The 18623-nt window shown below is 66.7% G+C and carries 15 protein-coding genes and 1 riboswitch; all 15 genes read right to left on the reverse strand.

The window, feature by feature from the left end:
* Window positions 1–78: 78 nt before the first annotated feature.
* Entirely contained in the window at window positions 79–720 is a 642-nt protein-coding gene (locus GGR44_RS06410; protein ID WP_183954641.1) for a DUF938 domain-containing protein, read from the reverse strand.
* Window positions 717–2288, reverse strand: coding sequence for an aminomethyl-transferring glycine dehydrogenase subunit GcvPB (gene gcvPB / locus GGR44_RS06415; RefSeq protein WP_183954643.1), 1572 nt, complete (start codon window positions 2286–2288; stop codon window positions 717–719). Before gcvPB ends, GGR44_RS06410 begins: the two co-directional genes overlap by 4 nt.
* Complete coding sequence (gene gcvPA, locus GGR44_RS06420) at window positions 2285–3643, reverse strand: aminomethyl-transferring glycine dehydrogenase subunit GcvPA (RefSeq protein WP_183954644.1); 1359 nt, start codon at window positions 3641–3643, stop codon at window positions 2285–2287. The genes gcvPB and gcvPA overlap by 4 nt, the downstream gene beginning before the upstream one ends.
* 112 nt (window positions 3644–3755) lie before the next feature.
* Window positions 3756–4127: a glycine cleavage system protein GcvH gene (gene gcvH, locus GGR44_RS06425; protein WP_183954645.1), complete on the reverse strand. Its 372-nt coding sequence runs from the start codon at window positions 4125–4127 to the stop codon at window positions 3756–3758.
* Window positions 4128–4151: 24 nt separating this feature from the next.
* Window positions 4152–5306 carry a glycine cleavage system aminomethyltransferase GcvT gene (gene gcvT, locus GGR44_RS06430; RefSeq protein WP_183954647.1) on the reverse strand — a complete coding sequence of 385 codons (1155 nt, stop codon included), beginning with the start codon at window positions 5304–5306 and terminating at the stop codon, window positions 4152–4154.
* 176 nt (window positions 5307–5482) lie between these two features.
* Window positions 5483–5584, reverse strand: a riboswitch (glycine riboswitch).
* A 58-nt stretch (window positions 5585–5642) separates the two neighbouring features.
* Window positions 5643–6800 (reverse strand): deoxyguanosinetriphosphate triphosphohydrolase, encoded by a 1158-nt coding sequence (locus GGR44_RS06435; RefSeq protein WP_183954649.1) that lies wholly within the window; start codon window positions 6798–6800, stop codon window positions 5643–5645.
* A 48-nt stretch (window positions 6801–6848) separates the two neighbouring features.
* Window positions 6849–8831 carry an SPOR domain-containing protein gene (locus GGR44_RS06440; RefSeq protein ID WP_183954651.1) on the reverse strand — a complete coding sequence of 661 codons (1983 nt, stop codon included), beginning with the start codon at window positions 8829–8831 and terminating at the stop codon, window positions 6849–6851.
* A gap of 206 nt (window positions 8832–9037) precedes the next feature.
* The gene (gene ftsZ, locus GGR44_RS06445; RefSeq protein WP_183954653.1) at window positions 9038–10444 is read right to left on the reverse strand and encodes a cell division protein FtsZ; all 1407 of its coding nucleotides are present in this window, start codon (window positions 10442–10444) and stop codon (window positions 9038–9040) included.
* A 107-nt stretch (window positions 10445–10551) separates the two neighbouring features.
* Window positions 10552–11838 (reverse strand): cell division protein FtsA, encoded by a 1287-nt coding sequence (ftsA, locus tag GGR44_RS06450; protein WP_183954655.1) that lies wholly within the window; start codon window positions 11836–11838, stop codon window positions 10552–10554.
* Between the two features lie 4 nt (window positions 11839–11842).
* Window positions 11843–12790, reverse strand: a complete 948-nt coding sequence (locus GGR44_RS06455) for a cell division protein FtsQ/DivIB (RefSeq protein WP_183954657.1) — start codon at window positions 12788–12790, stop codon at window positions 11843–11845.
* Window positions 12783–13757, reverse strand: a complete 975-nt coding sequence (locus GGR44_RS06460) for a D-alanine--D-alanine ligase (RefSeq protein WP_183954659.1) — start codon at window positions 13755–13757, stop codon at window positions 12783–12785. Before GGR44_RS06460 ends, GGR44_RS06455 begins: the two co-directional genes overlap by 8 nt.
* Window positions 13754–14668 (reverse strand): UDP-N-acetylmuramate dehydrogenase, encoded by a 915-nt coding sequence (gene murB / locus GGR44_RS06465; RefSeq protein ID WP_183954661.1) that lies wholly within the window; start codon window positions 14666–14668, stop codon window positions 13754–13756. The genes GGR44_RS06460 and murB overlap by 4 nt, the downstream gene beginning before the upstream one ends.
* Window positions 14669–14806: 138 nt before the next feature.
* A complete protein-coding gene (gene murC, locus GGR44_RS06470; protein WP_183954662.1) occupies window positions 14807–16234 on the reverse strand; it encodes a UDP-N-acetylmuramate--L-alanine ligase in 1428 nt (475 codons plus the stop codon).
* On the reverse strand, window positions 16231–17397 hold the full coding sequence (murG, locus tag GGR44_RS06475) for an undecaprenyldiphospho-muramoylpentapeptide beta-N-acetylglucosaminyltransferase (RefSeq protein WP_183954663.1): 1167 nt from the start codon (window positions 17395–17397) through the stop codon (window positions 16231–16233). Before murG ends, murC begins: the two co-directional genes overlap by 4 nt.
* On the reverse strand, window positions 17394–18620 hold the full coding sequence (gene ftsW, locus GGR44_RS06480) for a putative lipid II flippase FtsW (protein ID WP_183954665.1): 1227 nt from the start codon (window positions 18618–18620) through the stop codon (window positions 17394–17396). The genes murG and ftsW overlap by 4 nt, the downstream gene beginning before the upstream one ends.
* Window positions 18621–18623: the final 3 nt, after the last annotated feature.

An 18623-nucleotide genomic window follows, 5' to 3' on the forward strand; every position in this document is an offset into this window, starting at 1 on the left:
GCACTCCCCGCGGGACGGGATGGAAGCCTCGACAGCCTGGTCGCGCACGGCCAGGCTGATTTTTTTCAGGCTGCGGGCTCAGCCCCGCCGATAAACCAGCGTCAGATTGTTGGCGGGCATTTCGTGAACCGCTTCGAGCGCAAAGCCCTGCCCTTGCGCCAGTTCGCTCACATCCTCCAGCCAGCGAATGCCCCATTCCGCATTGCGCGCGCGCAGACTCTCGTCAAAGGCCAGGTTGCTGGGCGCGGGCTCGCAACCTTCCCGAAAATAGGGTCCGTAAAGGATCAGCGGCGCGCCCTTTGGCAGGAGCCTTGCGCCTTGCGTGAACAGCCCGACCGTCGCGGCCCATGGGCTGATATGCGTCATGTTGATGCACATTATCGCATCGGCTGCCTGCACGGGCCAGTCGGGCGAAGCTGCGTCCAGCGTCAATGGCGCACGAATATTGGCCCGTTTTGCGTGGCCCGCCCACGCCGCAACAGAAGCGATCGCCGCCGGATCGGGATCGGTCGGCTGCCATGCGAGCAAGGGCAGCGCCTGCGCGAAATGGACGACATGTTCGCCGCTGCCGCTCGCCACCTCCAGCACAAGGCCGGAGGGCGGCAGAACCTCCAGGAGCACCGCCAATATCGCATCGCGGTTCCGCGCCGTGGCGGGGGCATGGCGGCGGGCGTCGCGCCCCTGCGCCGCCGCCGCCTCGCCGGGAACCCTTGCCGTCATTCGGCCGCGACCGCCAGCGCCGGATCGGTCCAGCTCAGCACCGGCTTGCGCGCGGCCAGCGTTTCGTCGAGGCGGCGGCGCGGCGCGTGATAGGGCGCGCCCTTGAGCGCCTCGTCACCCGCCTTTGCGCGTTCGGCCAGGCTGCGCAGCGCCATGATGAACTGGTCGAGCGCGACCTTGCTCTCCGTCTCGGTCGGTTCGACCAGCATCGCGCCATGGACGACCAGCGGGAAATACATGGTCATCGGGTGAAAACCCTCGTCGATCAGCCCCTTGGCGATGTCGAGCGTGGTGAAGCCTTCGGCCAGGCCCTTGTCGCTGAACAGCGCCTCATGCATGCACGGGCCGCTGCCGCCGAAGGGCGCGTCGAGCACGTCTTCCAGGCTGCGCAGGATATAGTTGGCGTTCAGCACCGCATCGCCCGCCACCTGGCGCAGGCCGTCCGCGCCGTGGCTGAGGATATAGGTCAGCGCGCGGGTGAACATGCCCATCTGGCCGTGGAAGGCGACCATACGGCCGAAGGTCTGGCCGTGATGATCCTGCGCCGTTTCCTCCTCCACCAGTATGAACTGGTCGTCCTGCTTTTCGACGAAGGGCAAGGGCGCGAAGGGCGCGAGCGCCGCCGACAACACCACCGGCCCGGAACCGGGGCCGCCGCCGCCATGGGGCGTGGAGAAAGTCTTGTGCAGGTTGATGTGCATCGCGTCGACGCCCAGATCGCCGGGGCGGACCCGGCCGACAATGGCGTTGAAGTTCGCGCCGTCGCAATAGACGAAGGCGCCGGCGGCGTGAACCGCGTCCGAAATCACCTTCATGTCGCGTTCGAACAGGCCGCAGGTATTGGGGTTGGTGATCATCACCGCCGCTACATCAGCCCCCAGCCGCGCTTTGAGCGCCTCCAGATCAACGCGGCCGTCGGGGGTCGCGGGAATATCCTCCACCTTGTAGCCACAAAAGGCCGCCGTGGCAGGGTTGGTGCCATGCGCGCTTTCGGGGACCAGGACCACGCTGCGCGCGTCGCCACGCGCTTCCAGCGCGGCGCGGATCGCCAGCAGCCCGCACAATTCGCCATGGGCGCCCGCCTTGGGCGACATGGCGACAGAATGCATCCCGGTCAGCGTCACCAGCCACCGGGCCAGTTCATGGATAACGGCCAGCGCGCCCTGCACCGTGGACTGCGGCTGCAAGGGATGGATGTCGGCAAAACCGGGCATCCGCGCGACCTTTTCATTCAGGCGCGGGTTATGCTTCATCGTGCAACTGCCCAGCGGAAAGAGGCCAAGGTCAATGGCGTAATTCTGCCGCGACAGGCGGGTATAATGGCGCACCGTTTCCTGTTCCGAAAGGCCGGGCAGGCCGATGGCGTCGGTTCGGGTGAGGCTGCCGAGGCGGCTCGCCACCTGCGGCGCGTCGGCAAAGTCTACACCGGTCGTGTCTGTGGAGCCAATCTCGAAAATCAGCGCTTCCTCCAGCATCAGCGCGCGGTTGCCCGTGGCGGTCGCGGGCAGCATATGGCCGGTGGCGACGGCCTGGGGCGCGGTCGGGCGGCCTTCCTTCAACATGGTCATGCCAGTTCCTCCTCCAGCGCGGCGGCCAGCGCTTCAATATCCTCGGGCGTCACGGTTTCGGTGACAGCGACCACCAGACCATGACCGATCTGCGACGCATCCGGGAACAGACGGCCCAGCGACACGCCCGCCAGCACGCCCCTGTCGGCCAGATTGCGGACGACCTCGCGCGCGTCCTTCGACAGGACCAGCGTGAATTCGTTGAAGAAGCTGTCGTTGAGCAGCGTGACGCCCGGCACCTTCGCCAGACGGTCGGCCGCCTGACAGGCCATCGCATGGTTGAGGGTCGCCAGTTCCCGCAGGCCCTTCTCGCCCAGCAAAGTCATGTGAATGCTGAACGCCAGCGCGCACAGGCCCGAATTGGTGCAGATGTTCGAGGTCGCCTTCTCGCGGCGGATATGCTGTTCGCGCGTCGACAGCGTCAGCACGAAACCGCGCTTGCCCGCCGCGTCCACCGTCTCGCCGCACAGGCGGCCCGGCATCTGGCGGACATATTTCTGTTTGCAGGCGAACAGACCGAGATAGGGCCCGCCGAACTGGAGGCCGACTCCGATCGACTGGCCTTCGCCCACCACGATGTCCGCGCCCATATGGCCCGGCGCCTTTATCGCGCCCAGCGCCACCGGCTCCGTCACCACCGCGACCAGCAGCGCGCCCGCCGCATGGGCGGCGTCGGCGAGCGGCGTCAGGTCGGCTATGCGCCCGAGGATGTCGGGATATTGCACGACGACGCAGGACGTATCCTCGTCGATACCCGCGATCAGCGCGTCGATGTCGGTCGCGGCGTCCAGCGTCGGCGCGTGATGCACCAGCGCGTCGCCGGTGAATTTCGCCATGGTCTGCGCGACCGAGACATAATGGGGATGCAGGCCCGACGACAACAGCGCCTTGCCGCGCCTGGTGATGCGCCGCGCCATGCCGATCGCTTCCCAGCAGGCGGTCGACCCGTCATACATGGACGCATTGGCGACGTCGCAGCCCAGCAGGCGCGCAACCTGCGTCTGGAACTCGAACAGCACCTGCAGCGTGCCCTGCGCGATTTCCGGCTGATAGGGCGTGTAGGCGGTCAGGAACTCGCCGCGCTGGATCAGATGATCGACGCTGGCGGGCACATGATGCTTGTAGGCGCCGGCGCCCAGGAAGAAGGGCGCTTCCCCTGCCGACAGATTCTTGCGAGCGAGTGCGCCCATATGGCGCTCGACCGCCAGTTCGCTGGCATGATCGGGCAGGCCGGCGATGGTGCCGCTCAGGCGGGCTTCGGCGGGCACGTCGATGAACAGGTCGTCGATCGTCTCGGCGCCGATGACGGACAGCATCTCCTGCCGGTCGGTGTCGGTAAGGGGTAGGTAGCGCATTCTGACTCCTTCTCCCCTCCCCTTCAGGGGAGGGGCCGGGGGTGGGGCGGTGCCCGGAAGAGAAGCCCCAACCCAACCCCTCCCCTGAAGGGGAGGGGCTATTATGGGTTTCTCACAGGCTGGCCACGAACGTCTTGTAGGCGGCCTCGTTCATCAGGCCCTTGAGTTCCTCGGCATCGGCGATGCGCAGCTTGAAGAACCAGCCATCCTCTTCGGGGTCGCTGTTGACGAGCGCGGGTTCATCCTCCAGCGCGCCGTTGGTTTCGACGACTTCGCCCGCAATCGGGGCGTAGACGTCCGACGCGGCCTTGACCGATTCGACCACGGCGGCGTCGTCGCCCTTTTCGAAGGTCGCGCCTTCATCGGGCAGTTCGACGAACACGATGTCGCCCAGTTGTTCCTGCGCATAATCGGTAATGCCCACGGTGGCGATGTCGCCTTCGACATCGATCCATTCATGTTCGTCAGTGAAATAACGGCTCATCTTTGTGCTCCCCTCAAAGAAAGATCAGGCCCTGGCCCTGCGATAACGGTGCGGCACGAACGGCATGGGCGCAACCGTTGCGGCAATCCGCTTGCCGCGCACCTCGATGGCGAGCGCAGTGCCAACGGTCGCCAGATCATTGTCGATCCACGCCATGGCGATGGGGGCGCCCACGGTCGGGGCAAAGCCGCCCGACGTCACCGTGCCGACCTGCTTGTCGCCCGCCAGCACCGGCGCGCCTTCGCGCGCGGGCAGGCGCCCTTCGATGGTCAGGCCGACGCGGCGCTGCACCGGGCCTTCGCTCAATTCCCGCATCACCCGGCCATGACCGAAAAAGCCGCCTTCCGCCCGGCGGCGCTTGCCGATGGCAAAACCCAGGTCAGCGCCGATGGCGCTGACGTCGGGGGTCAGATCATGCCCATAAAGCGGCAAACCCGCCTCCAGTCGCAACGAATCGCGCGCGCCAAGACCGATAGGTTTGACCTGCGGCAGGGCGCACAGCGCATCGGCCAGCAGCGTCACGGAGTCGGCGGGCACGCTGATTTCAAAGCCATCCTCGCCGGTATAGCCCGACCGGCTGATCCACAACGGCGCGCCGCGCCAGGCGAACAGGCCCGATTGCATGAAGAACAGATCGGCGGCACCGGGGATCAGGCTGGCCAGCGCCTCGCCCGCCTCCGGCCCTTGCAGCGCGAGCAGCGCCTGCTCGTCCATATGGTTCATGGTCACTTCGTCGGGCAGATGTTCGATCATCCAGCCGATGTCGTCATATTTGGTCGCGCCGTTCACCACCATGTAAATGGCCGCGCCGTCGAACGCGCCGTCGCCCGGCCGCGACACCATCAGGTCGTCGAGGATGCCGCCATCGGCGTCCATCAGCATCGAATAACGCTGACGAAAGGGTTTCAGCCCCTTGATGTCGGCGGGCAAAAGCGCCTCCAACGCCGCGTCCACGCCCTCACCCGAAAAGGCGATCTGGCCCATATGGCTGACGTCGAACAGCCCGGCATGTTCGCGGGTCCAGCCATGTTCGGCCATGATGCCTTCATACTGGATCGGCATGTGATAGCCGGCAAAGCCCACCATCCGCGCGCCCTTTTCCCGGTGCCAGCCGTCGAGCGGCAGCGCCATCAGGGGCAGTTCTTCTTCCAATGTGGCGACGTCGTCGTTGACGGTCATCGGGCGGCCTTTCCGTAGGGGGTCAATGGCGACAAACGAATGGAGGCCGAAACGGCCGCCATGCCCTTTGCCACCCCCTCTGTCACGGAACCTGAGAGCTTTGACCAGCGGCCTTGCGACCGCATGGCTTACCCCTTCGGTGGGACGGGCGCGCCCGTCCGCTTTCCAGAGCGCCTGCCCATGATGCGGTCCTTTGGCCTGAGAGATTCCGGGGCGGTTGCTCCTTCGGCGACGGCGTTCGGCCTGAAAGGCCCGCCATGCTCTCCCGCATCATGCCCGGCGCCGAATCCTCGAAGCCGGAGACTGTCACCGCCATGCGAGAATCACGGGCTCGCGTCAATCGCTCGATGCAAAGAGTTCGGCATGGCGGTTCTGGGCATAACGATCGGTCATGCCGGCGATGAAGTCAGCAATGTGGCGGCTGCGCTCCGGCTCCGCTCCGCCGCACTGGGCGGCCCATTCGACCGGCATCAGCCTGGGGTCGGCCTGATAGGCGTTAAAAAGGTCGGTCACCACCACCCGCGCCCGGTCGGCGGCCGCCAGTTGCGAGGGGTGATGATAGAGCGAGGCATACATGAAGCGTTTTAGTTCCCGCTCCATCGCCGCCATCCCCGGCGAAAAGCCGATCAACGGCCGCCCGGCGTGGCGAACGTCATCGGCGCGATCTACACCCGCCGCCGCGATGGCCGCCCGGCTGTTGTCGATCAGGTCCATGACCATCAGGCCGATCTGTTCGCGCACCAGTTCGCGCAGCAACCGGTCGGCGGGCAGGTCGGGATAGCGGCTTCGCACCCGTTCCCAGCTTTTCGCCACCAGCGGCACAGTCAGCAACTGATCGAGCGTCAGCAGGCCCGCGCGCAGCCCGTCGTCGATGTCGTGATTGTCATAGGCGATGTCGTCGGCGATGGCCGCGACCTGCGCCTCCAGACTGGCGTGGGTGGACAGGTCGAGCGGGAAGAGCGCGTCGACTTCGCGCATGGCCCAGCCGGGATGGATGACCGGGCCATTATGCTTGGCCAGCCCCTCCAGCATGTCCCAGCTCAGATTGAGGCCGGGATGGCGGGGATAGGGACATTCGAGCAGCATCAACGTCCGCAACGTATGGGCGTTATGGTCAAAGCCGCCATGCGCTTCGAGGGCCTGCTCCAGCGCATCTTCGCCTGCATGGCCGAAGGGCGGATGGCCGATGTCATGGGCCAGGCACAGCGCCTCGGTCAGATCCTCGTTCAGCGCCAGCGTGCGCGCGACCGTGCGGCCGATCTGCGCGACCTCCAGGCTGTGGGTCAGGCGAACGCGATAATGGTCGCCATCGGGGGCGACGAAAACCTGCGTCTTGTGGCGCAAACGGCGAAAGGCGATGGAATGGATGATGCGGTCGCGGTCGCGCTGGAACATGTCGCGCGGGCCGCGCGTCTCGCCGCCCGGCTCCGGGTGCTGGCGACCCCGGCTCCGGTCGGGGTGGCAGGCATAGGGGGCAAGGAAGGGCCTCGTCATCGCCCCGCCTCTACCGCCCAAAGAGGAAGGAATAAAGCATCGTTCGGATCAGTTGCCGATCCGGTCGACTTCCTCGCCCGCCTTGCTCTGCCAGGCGAAGACATCCGCGCCCTTGGCCTTCAGCTCTTCCTCGACCGCCTTGGCGCGGGCGAAGCTGGCGAAGGGGCCGACGAGCAGCCGATTGGTCCGGCCCCAACTCGCCGCCCAGGCATCCTGCGGCGCCAGAACCGAATAGCGGGCGCGCAATTTCTTCATGGTGAAGCCCAGCGCCGACCGGCTCTGGCCGACGCCGACCTGGACCCAGTTGCGCGACGGATTGTCCGCCAGCCGCTTCTTCTCGGCGGCTTCCGCCTTCGCCCTGGCGTCGGCTTCCGCCTTGGCCCTGGCGGCGGCGACCTTCTTCGCTTTCTCGGCGGCGGCCTCCTGCGCGGCGCGGCGCGCGGCCTGGATCTTCTCGATCTCGGTCAGATCCACCGGCGCGACATCATGGCGCAGTTCCGAATCCGGCACGTCGATGGCGCGGATGATGTCGGCCAGGGTGCGCGTCGCTTGGGGATCGGGCGGCGGCGCAGCGGTGGCGCTGTCCGCTGGCGTTGCTGGCGCAGGTTCGACCGCCCCCGCCGATGTCGCGTCCACAGGGGCAGGCGCTGGCGAGGATGCGGCCTGCGGCGCCGGCGTTTCGGTCGCAGGGGCAGGTTTCTCCACGACCGGCGCAGGCGGCCCTGGCACCACCTCGCGGCGGGGCGCCATCGCGACCTGCACGGCAGGCGCCAGCGAAGGGGCACGAACCGCAGACGAGCCCGGCGTGAGCGTCGCCACAGAGGGTTTGGGCGCAGCCGTTTCGGGCTCAAGCGGCGCAGGCGCGACCGCGACCTTGGCCGGATCGGCCTTTGCCTCAGCGGAGGCGGGGGTCGACGCCGGCACAGGCGCGCTATTGGCGGACAGTCCCGGCGCGGCGTCCCTGGCCGCGATTTTGACCTCAGGCGGGGCAACCGGCTTCGGCGCAGGCTTTTCGGGCAGAGGCTGTACCACGGCAGTTGCGGCCGACGGCAGCGGAATGGTGGGCTGCGGCGCGGGAGGGGGTGGCGGAACCGGCTCCGGCTCGGCCGGAGCGACGGGCATCGCAGGAGCATCGTTGACGGCCAACTGCGTATCGCGCTTACGACGGCGATCACCCGCCCGGCGGGGCGATCCATCGCCGGACGAACGGCGGACGCCCGCGCGACGGATCGGACCAGTTTCCGGGGCCACGGGCGCGGTCTCGGCAACCTTGGTGGCCGGGGCTGGCGCGCCATTGGCCGATGGCGCGGCCGTGGTCGGGGTGATCGCCGCGATCTGCGTCCCGATCCGCGCTGGAAAATGCCCCAGATGCACCGCCGCCGCCTTTTGCGCGCCGGTCAGATAGGGCATCTTCTGCAAATAGGGGACAAGGCCGGTCGCCAGTTGGGCGGGCAATGTCTGCTCGGCGATCTTGCGCGCATCGTCCTGACGGTTGTTCATCGCCAGGATGAAGGCGCGATAGCGCCAGGCCGCCCGGTCGCTCTTGTAGAGCAGGGGCTTGAGCACCTGTTCGGCGGCGTCGACCTGCCCCGATATGCCCAGCGACGCGGCATAGCGCCGGATCAGTTCGGGGTCGTCCGGGGTCGCCTTCAACGCGGTGCGATAATCCTCCTGCGCGCCCGCCTGATCCCCCGTCAGGTCGCGGGCCAGCGCGCGGTAGGGCGCGAAATTGGCCGCGTTATAGCCGATGCGCGACGCCTGATCGAACAGGGTCAGCGCCTGCGCCGGGTTCTGCATGGCCAGCATCACCCGGCCCTGCCCGGCCTTGATCCGGCCGTTGCCGCTTTCGATCGCATCGGCGCGGGCGAAGAAACCGGCCGCCGCCTGCGGATCGTCCAGCGCCAGCGCCGCTTCGCCCGCACCGATCAGCGCGTTCACGTCGCGCGGATTGGCGGCAAGGCGGGCGAGATGGCCGTTCAAGTCCTGCGCTTCGGCAGGGCGAACCAGTTCAGCCTGGCTGAATTGAGCCATGGCGGGGGCGCCGGCGAACGCGGCGACGAGAATCCAGAAAGGCGCTTTTGTCACCACGACGCCTTAGAGCCTTTTGCCCCCCGGCGGAAATGCCCATGCGAGAGGTCGCCGCATTTTCCGATCCGTTGATCGTAAAGGGACCGCAACGATGGCAGAAGGCCAGCGGGTCGACCGGCATCATGCCGCACGACCCGCTGGCCAATGGATTACTGGTTGCTCTGACGGTTGAGGAAGCGCGGGATTTCGACACCGGGCGCGCCATCGGCGTCGGCCGGCTTGTCGACGCCGCGCGTCAGGCCCGCCATCCGTTCGAACAGCGTGCCGCCACCCGTGGCGACGCGCGGCGCAGGCGCGGCGATCGGTGCGGGTTCGGGCGCGGCGCTGTCGGCGCCAAGCACCAGTTCATCGTCGCCATCATCGGAAAAGACGGCGGCCGGGCGCGACGGCGCCATGGGCGCAGGCTGCGGCGCTTCGACCGGCGCAGCCGCCGCAGGTGCGGCGGGCACGTCCAGTTCCAGCGGCTCTTCGACCGGAGCGGGCGGCGCCACCGGAGCGGCAGCGGCAGGCGCAGGAGCGGCGGCGGGAACCGACACCGCCGGGCGGTTGGCGAAGCTGAACGGCTGCGAAGCGGGCGCGGCCACGCCGACTTCGCTGTCGATGCCGGTGGCGACGACCGAAACGCGGATCTTGCCGTTCAGATTATCGTTGAAGGCGCTGCCCCAGATGATGTTCGCGTCCGGATCCACCAGTTCGCGAATATGGTTGGCGGCCTCATCCACCTCCATCAGGCGCATGTCCTCGCCGCCGACGATGGACACGATCACGCCCTTCGCGCCGCGCATCGACACGCCGTCCAGCAGCGGGTTGGCGATCGCCTTTTCCGCCGCCTGGAGCGCACGGCCGTCGCCTTCGGCTTCGCCGGTTCCCATCATCGCCTTGCCCATTTCGCCCATCACCGATCGCACGTCGGCAAAGTCGAGGTTGATGAGGCCCGGCATGATCATCAGGTCGGTGATCGACCGGACGCCCTGCTGCAACACCTCGTCAGCCATCTGGAAGGCTTCCTTGAAGGTGGTGTTGGGGTTGGCGATCAGGAACAGATTCTGGTTCGGGATGACGATCAGGGTATCGACATGCTTTTGCAGCTCCTCGATCCCCGCCTCGGCCGACTTCATGCGGCGATTACCCTCGAAGGTGAAGGGCTTGGTCACCACGCCGACGGTCAATATGCCGCGATCACGCGCCGCCTTGGCGATGACGGGGGCCGCACCCGTGCCGGTGCCGCCGCCCATGCCGGCGGTGATGAAGCACATATGCGCGCCTTCCAGCGCATTTTCGACCGACGCGATGGTTTCTTCCGCCGCGGCCTTCCCGATTTCGGGGCGCGAACCGGCGCCCAGCCCTTCGGTGATCTGCGGCCCAAGCTGAATGCGCCGTTCAGCGGGCGAGCTGTTGAGCGCCTGGGCATCGGTATTGGCGACGATGAAATCCACGCCTTCGACGCTCGCCGCGATCATGTTGGCGATGGCGTTGCCGCCCGCCCCGCCGACGCCGATCACCGCGATGCGCGGCTTCAGTTCGTCCACATGCGGCGGGCTGATCTCGATGCTCATAAACTCTGCTCCTTCAGCTTCCTGTGCGGCGAAGCGAACCGTCATCAAATGTTAACAGCAAATATTGGTGTATTTCACCAGTTAATTTCGTTCCATGATCTTTCGGGTCAATAATTGGCCCTGATCGCCCGCATCATCCGTTGCCACCACATCGGTGCGCCGACACGATGCACCGTCTGGTGCGCGGGCGCCATGGTGCGGAGATCAACCGGGTTGGATGCGCCATAAAGCGCCAATCCCGCCAGCGTCGCAAAGGCCGGGCCGCTATGCGCTTCGGGCAGCGCGGTCAAGCCGCGCGGGCGGCCGATGCGCACCGCCCGGCCCAGCGCGCCCTGCGCATAATCGGCAATCCCCTTCATTTCCGCGCCGCCGCCGGTCAACACCACCTGCCGCCCGGTGGGCGAATTGAAACCCATGCCCGCCAGCACGCCGTTCACTTCAGCCATGATCTGATTCAATCGTTCGCAAATCACCCCGACCAGCGCCGCGCGGGTGATGCGCCCACCATCGGCATTGGGGCCCGCCGCCTGGCTCATCGCGGTATCCGCCCCGCCGACCGGCGCGATCTCGATCATCTCGCGGAAATCGCGGCGGTTCTGCATCGCCGAACCATAAAAGCATTTGATCCGCTCCGCCTGGCTGCGGCGAATGCCGAAGGCCGACGCGATGTCGTCGGTGATGTCGGACGCGCCGATGGGAATGCTGTGCAGCCCCACCAGCATCCCGCCCGCATAGAGCGAGACATTGGTGACGCCCGCGCCCAGTTCAATCAGGGCCACGCCCAGGTCGCGTTCCTCTTCCGACAGGCAGGCAAGGCCCGTCGCGGTCGGCGCGGCGACGATGGAATTGACGTTCAGATAGGCGCCACGGACGCACAGGTCGAGATTGGCGAGCGGCGCGCCATCGGCCAGCACGACATGGATGTCGACGCTCAGCGTATCGGCGTGCATGCCCAGCGGCTTCTTCACATTCACCTTGTTATTCAAGGTGAAGCAGGTCGGCTGGGCGTGGAGGACGATGCGGCCATCGGGGTCGATCCCCTGCCGCCCGGTCGCCAGCAGGTCGTCGATGTCGGCCTGTTCGACCCGGTCGCCGCCCATGTCGCGCTCGACCGTGACGACGTCGCTGACCAGGCTGCCGCCCGAAAAGCTGACCCACACATCCTCGATATTGGTGCCCGCGACCCGTTCGGCCTGCTCCACCGTCTCGCGGACGGCCAGTTCGGTGCGCTCCATGTCGACGATGAAGCCGCGCCGCACGCCCCGGCTTTCGCGCTGCCCGGTGCCCAGGATCGCCAGTTCGCCGGTATCCGTGCGCCCCGCGATCATGGCGGAAACCTTCCACGATCCGATGTCGATCGCGGTGATCAGCTTTTCGACTCTGGGTTGCGGCATGATGTCAGCCCTCCTCGCCCGATGGTTCCACCTTTGCCGCATCCGATGGCGCGCCTGTCTTCACCGCCTCCTTTTCGGGCAGCCGCAGGACGAAACGATCGGGATCGCGCATGTCGAATTTCACGATGCCCCGGCCCAGCAGCCGGTTGACCCCGTCCATCCGCGCGAAATTGACAAGAGCGCCCGCCGACGCCTTGTCCCCTTCGGGCAGGGACAGCGTTTCGCCAGACTGGAAGCGCAGATCCCAGCGGCGATTGCCCACCCAGGTCGCGCCCGCCAGCATGGGCTTCAATGCCGGGGCATTATCCATCAACCGGTTGAGTCCCGCCGTCTGGCGGTTCGCATTGGGGCCGACAACCAGCGGCAGGTCGGGCATGGCGCTGGGCGACACCGCCTGCAACACCGCGCCCGAAACGTCGATCAGCGCCAGCCTGCCCTGATGCTGCCAGATCGCCACCGGCTCGCGCTCGACAATGTCGACCACCAGCGTGTCGGGCAGGCGGCGGGAAATCCGCGCATCCTTCACCCAGCCGAGCTTGAGCATCTCGCCCCGCACCTTGGGCAGGTCCAGCGCCAGCATGGACCGGTCCACCTGCCCCAGCGCGATATTGTAGACGGGCAGTTCGTCCATCCGCTCGACGCCGCGGACCTCGACCTTCCCGACCTCGAAACCCGCGCGCGACGCCAGCGCTTCCGCCTGTTGCCAGGCCATGCCGGGCAGGCCCAGGAACATCGCGGTCAACCCCAGAAAGCCGGCAACGACGGCCACGATCGTCCAGCTCGCCACTTTCTGAAGCGTCGTGTCGCTCACCGGCAACATGTCGAGAATGCGGTCGAGCCGCGACTGGCGCTTGAGCGTCCGGCCGCTGCTGACCGTCGCCTTTGCCCGCGCCTTGCCCCGCGCCGCCGCCGGGCGCGCCGCGCTGCCCCGTTTGATCCGTGTGTCAGCCATCGCCCTGCCCCCTGCCGCCCTGCCCGCTACCGCCCTGCCCCCGGCTGATCGCTTCCTCGCAAATGCGCTCGACCAGTTCGGCATAATCGATGCCCAGCTTCTTGGCCTGCTCCGGCACCAGGCTGAGCGGGGTCATCCCCGGCTGGGTATTGACCTCCAGCAGGAACAGTCCGTCCATGCCGCGCTCGTCATCCCAGCGGAAATCGGACCGCGAAGCGCCCCGGCAACCGAGCAGCCGATGGGCGCGCAGCGCAATATCCTTGCACGCCTGCATGATTGCATCGGGGATGTCGGCGGGACAGATATGGTCGGTCATCCCGTCGGTATATTTGGCGTCGAAATCGTAAAAGCCGCTTTTCGGCCGCAATTCGGTGACCAGCAGCGCCTCATCGCCCAGCACGGCGGTCGTCAGTTCGCGGCCCCGGATATAGGGTTCGGCGAGCAGTTCGGGGAAATCCCGCCACGGGCCTGCGCTATCGCGGGCGATGGGGTTGCCGTAATTGCCGTCCGGCATGACGATGGCGACACCGACCGAGCTGCCTTCATTCACGGGCTTCAGAACATAGGGGCGCGGCAGCGGGTCGGCTTCATACAGGCTTTCGCTCTGCACGATATGGCCGCCCGGCATGGGAATGCCATGGGGGACCAGCGCCTGCTTGGTCAGTTGCTTGTCGATGGCGATGACCGAAGTCGCCATGCCCGAATGGGTGTAGGTGATGCCCATCAGGTCCATCATCCCCTGCACCGTGCCATCCTCGCCCGGCACGCCGTGCAGCGCGTTGAACACGACGTCAGCCTTCGCTTCGGCAAGCCGCGCGGCGACATTGCGGTCCATATCGATGCGCGTGACCTTGTGCCCGCGCGATTCCAGCGCCTTGGCGACGCCCTCGCCTGAAGACAGCGACACCGGCCGCTCCGCCGACCAGCCGCCCATCAGGACGGCGACATGCCAGGGACCGCGGGTCATTTGCTCAAGCCCACCCGTTGAATTTCCCACTCGAGTTCAATTCCACTCTTCGCCTTCACGCGCCGCCGCACCTCTTCGCCCAGCGCCTCGATGTCGGCGCTGGTCGCATTGTCGATGTTGAGCAGGAAATTGGTGTGCTTCTCGCTTACCTGCGCGCCGCCCAGTTGCAGCCCGCGACAGCCCGCCTCGTCCACAAGTTGCCAGGCCCTGTGCCCGTCCGGGTTCTTGAAGGTCGATCCACCCGTCTTGCTGCGCAGCGGCTGGCTTTCCTCGCGCGCGGCGGCGATGCGGTCCATTTCCGCCTGGATCGCGGCGGGTTCGCCCGGTTCGCCGCGAAACAGCGCCGACACGACCACCGATCCTTCGGGCAGGCTGCTGTGGCGATAGGTGTAGCCCAGCGCGTCCGCCGGCAGCGTCACCTGCTCGCCCGAACGCAGAATGACATCGCATTCGACCAATATGTCGCAGGTTTCGCGGCCATAGGCCCCGCCGTTCATCCGCACGAAGCCGCCGACCGTGCCGGGGATGGAGCGCAGAAACTCGAGGCCCGCCACCCCGGCGTCGCGCGCCGTGGAGGAAACGAGGATGCCCGATGCCCCGCCGCCGCAGCGCAGGGTGGTGGCGTCCACCGCCTCGACCTTCGCAAAAGGCTTGCCCAGCCGCACGACCACGCCCGGCACGCCGCCGTCACGCACGATCATGTTCGATCCCAGACCCAGCGCCATCACCGGCGCGCTTGGGTCAAGCGCGGCCAGAAACGCCGACAGATCATCGGCATCGGCCGGTTCGAACAGCCATTGCGCCGCGCCCCCGCTCTTGAACCAGACCAGCGGCGCCAGCGGCGCGCGCGCCGTCATCTTGCCGCGCACCGGCGGCATGATCGTGTCGAATGCGGGGGCGGCGCCGCTCATCAGGCTCCACCCTGTCCAGCATCGTCACCCTGACCTTGTTTCAGGGTCCATTTCTCCCGACCGCGCGAGGGCGCATGGGACTGCATGGATGCTGAAACCGGTTCATGGTCGGGATGGAGGAAAGGCGCGCGCATCATCTCAGGCGGTTTCCTTCGCCTTCTGCGCCACCGCATCGGCGAGGCCCGCCGCCCATTTGGTGATGTCGCCCGCGCCCAGGCAGATGATCATATCGTCGGCCTGCACATCGGCGGCGATGGCGGCGGCCAGCGCATCCGGCCCCTCTATGGTTGCGGCGGCGCGATGGCCCCGGCGCTTGAGGCCCGCGACCAGCGCGGCGCTGTCCACGCCCTCCATCGGCTGCTCGCCCGCCGGATAGACGGGCGCGGCATAGACGATGTCGGCGTCGTTGAACGCCTGCTGGAACTCGTCCATCAGGTCATGGAGACGCGTGAAACGGTGCGGCTGGACGACAGCGATGACGCGCCCTTTAGCCCCCTCTCGCGCGGCGGCGAGCACGGCGCGGATTTCGACCGGGTGATGGCCATAATCGTCTATGACGGTCGCGCTGCCCTCGCCCACCGCGATCTCGCCGACCTTGGTAAAACGGCGCTTCACACCGCCGAACTTGGCGAAGCCGGTCTGGATGGTCGCGTCGTCAATGCCCATGTGCAGCGCCACGCCGATCGCCGCCATGGCGTTGAGCACATTATGGCGGCCGGGCATGGGCATTTCGATGCCGTCGATCCGGCGAGTCGACCCGTCACGCTCGCGGATCTGCACGTCGAAACGGTTGCCGCCGGGGATGGGCTGGACATTGTCGCCGCGAATGTCGGCCTGCGCGGAAAAACCATAAGTGACGATCCGCCGGTCCTGCACGCGCGGCAAAATCGCCTGCACTTCGGGATGGTCCAGGCACAGCAAGGCCGCGCCGTAAAAGGGGACATTGCCGACAAATTCGACAAAGGCGTCCTTCACCCGGTCGAAACTGCCATAATGGTCGAGATGTTCGGGATCGATGTTGGTGACGACCGCGATGGTGCCGTCGAGACGCAGGAAGCTCCCGTCGCTCTCGTCGGCCTCCACCACCATCCAGTCGCTGTTGCCCAGCCGCGCGTTGGAGCCATAGCTGTTGATGATGCCGCCATTGATGACGGTCGGGTCCACCCCGCCCGCATCCAGCAGCGCCGCGACCATCGAGGTCGTCGTCGTCTTGCCATGGGTGCCCGCGATGGCGACGGTGGATTTCAGCCGCATCAGTTCGGCCAGCATTTCCGCCCGGCGAATGACCGGCACGCGGTTTTCCAGCGCCAGCTCCACCTCCGGATTGCCGCGCTTGATCGCGGTGGAGGTGACCACGACGGCGGCGTCGCCCAGATTTTCGGCCTTGTGGCCGATCATCACCCTGATCCCCTTGGCGCGCAGCCCTTCGACGACATAGCCCTCCGCCACGTCGCTGCCCTGAACCGAATAACCCAGATTGTGCATGACTTCGGCGATGCCGGACATGCCGATGCCGCCAATGCCGATGAAATGGATCGTGCCGATGTCGGTGCCGACACCTTTCATGCGGGAACTCCCTGAAGATTGAGCGTGGCGGGCGTCGGGGCCACGCGCACGGGATCGTTAACGATCGGCGCATGGCCGATGCTTTCCAGAAGGTCGGCCATGTCGCGCGCGGCGTCCGGTCGGCCACAGGCGCGGGCGCGCTTTGCGGCGTTTTGCAGGGCGCCCGGCTCGATCGCCATTTTTTGGATCTGCTTGGCCAGTTCGACGGCGGTGAACTTCGTCTGCGGGATGGAGCGCGCGCCGCCCGCCTCTACCATCTCGCGCACATTGGCGGTCTGGTGGTCGTCCATGGCGCTGGGCAACGGCACCAATATGGCGGGCCGCCCGGCGCAGGTCAGCTCCGCCAGCGTCGAAGCGCCCGCCCGCGCGATCACCAGATGCGACCAGCCCAGCTTTTCGGGGACATCGTTGAAATAGGTGGCAAGGTCGGCGGGAATCTCCATCTCGGCATAGGTTTTGCGAACGCGCTCGATGTCCTCCGCGCGGCATTGCTGCGTCACCTGCAAGCGGCGGCGCAGGCTGACGGGCAGCATCGACAGCCCTTCGGGCACGACGCTGGACAGCACGGTCGCGCCCTGGCTGCCACCGATCACCAGCACGCGGAACACGCTTTCGTCGGTCAGCGCGGGGAACTCCTCATCGCGCAGTTCGCGCACTTCTTCCCGCACCGGATTGCCGATCAGGTGAACCTTGTCGACATATTTGGGTTTCAGCCGCTCGACCTGTGGGTAAGCGGTGGCGATGGCCGCCACCCGCCCCGCGAGCAGTCGGTTGACCCTGCCCAGCACGGCGTTCTGTTCATGGATGACGGTGGGAACGCCGTCCGCCATCGCGGCGAGCAGCGCCGGCATGGCGGGATAGCCGCCAAAGCCGACCACGGCGGTCGGGCGGAACACCTCGTTCAGGCGCCGGGCCATTGCCCGGCCCGCCAGCACGCCCCTCACCCCCGACAGCCAGCTGCGCGGATGGCCGGTGATGCGCCCGGCGGGCAGGATATGGACCTGCGCCTTGTCGAATATGCCCGGAATTTTCGCGCCGCGATCATCGGTCACCAGCGCAACATGATGGCCGCGCGCCATCAATTCCTGCGCCACCGCATGGGCCGGAATCATATGACCCCCCGTCCCGCCGGCGGCGAGAACGAAGTGACGGGAAATGCTCATCGACCACTCCATTTGACGACGGTATGTCGGCCCATGAAGGGATTGCGCCGGGTGAAGGCGAGCAACAGGCCGACCCCGATGCACAGCGCCAGCATAGAGGAGCCACCATAGCTGATAAAGGGCAGCGTCATGCCCTTGGACGGAAAAATCTGGGCATTGACGCCCATGTTGATGATCGCCTGAAGCCCGAATTCGGTGGTCAGGCCTGCGGCCGCCAACAGGGTGAAATGATCCTCCTCATCGAGCAGGCGCAACATCACCCGCACGACGATGGCAAGATACACGATGGCGATGGCGATGCAGGCAAGCAGGCCGAACTCCTCCCCGATGACGGAGAAGATATAGTCGGTATGCGCTTCGGGCAGGCGGAATTTCTGTTGCCCGCCGCCCGGCCCGACGCCGGTAAAGCCGCCATTGGTGATGGTGCGAAAGGCAAGGTCGCTCTGGTCCGGCCCGGCGCTGTGGTCGACGCCGATGCCCAGGAAGTCGTTGATCCGCTGCCGCCCGTTTTCATAGAACATGTAGACCGCGACCAGCAGGCCGAGCGCCGCCACGCCCATCGCCGCGATCCAACGCATCGCCACGCCCGACAGCAGCAGCAGCGCGCCCCAGCAGGCGCAAAAAATGACCGTCTGGCCAAAGTCGGGCTGGCGCATCAGCAGCACCGCGATGAGCGCGGTCAGCACCCCGGTCAGCGGGATGACCGGCAGATTGGGGTCGCGCGCGCGCAACGACAGCAGCCAGGCGACCGACACGACAAAGACAGGCTTCAGGAACTCGGACGGCTGAAACCGCATCCCCGGCAGGTCGATCCAGCGTTTCGCGCCGTTGATCGTGCTGCCCAGCACCGGCACGAACAGCAGCATGACCAGGAAAAAAGCCGCCATGAACAGCGCCAGCCGCCGCGCCTGCGTGCGTGGCAACATGGAAATGACCAGCATCACCGGCAGGCCGATGACCACCCAGATAAGCTGGCGATAGAAATAGATGAGCGGGTTGACCGCAACCTCGGCGGTCGAACGATCAATGGCGGCGACGGGCGATGCGGCGGCGACCGCGACCAGCCCGATCGCCATCAACGCGACGATCAGCGACAACAGCACCCGGTCGATTTCCCAGAACCAGATGGCGAGCGCGGTGCGTTCGCGCGGCACGGTCGCGCCCTTGAACCCCTGAACCAGCTTGCCCGCGCGCGACGTCCGGATCGGTCCCTGCTTGTGCATCCC

The organism is Sphingobium fontiphilum (assembly GCF_014196635.1).
Taxonomy (GTDB): domain Bacteria; phylum Pseudomonadota; class Alphaproteobacteria; order Sphingomonadales; family Sphingomonadaceae; genus Sphingobium; species Sphingobium fontiphilum.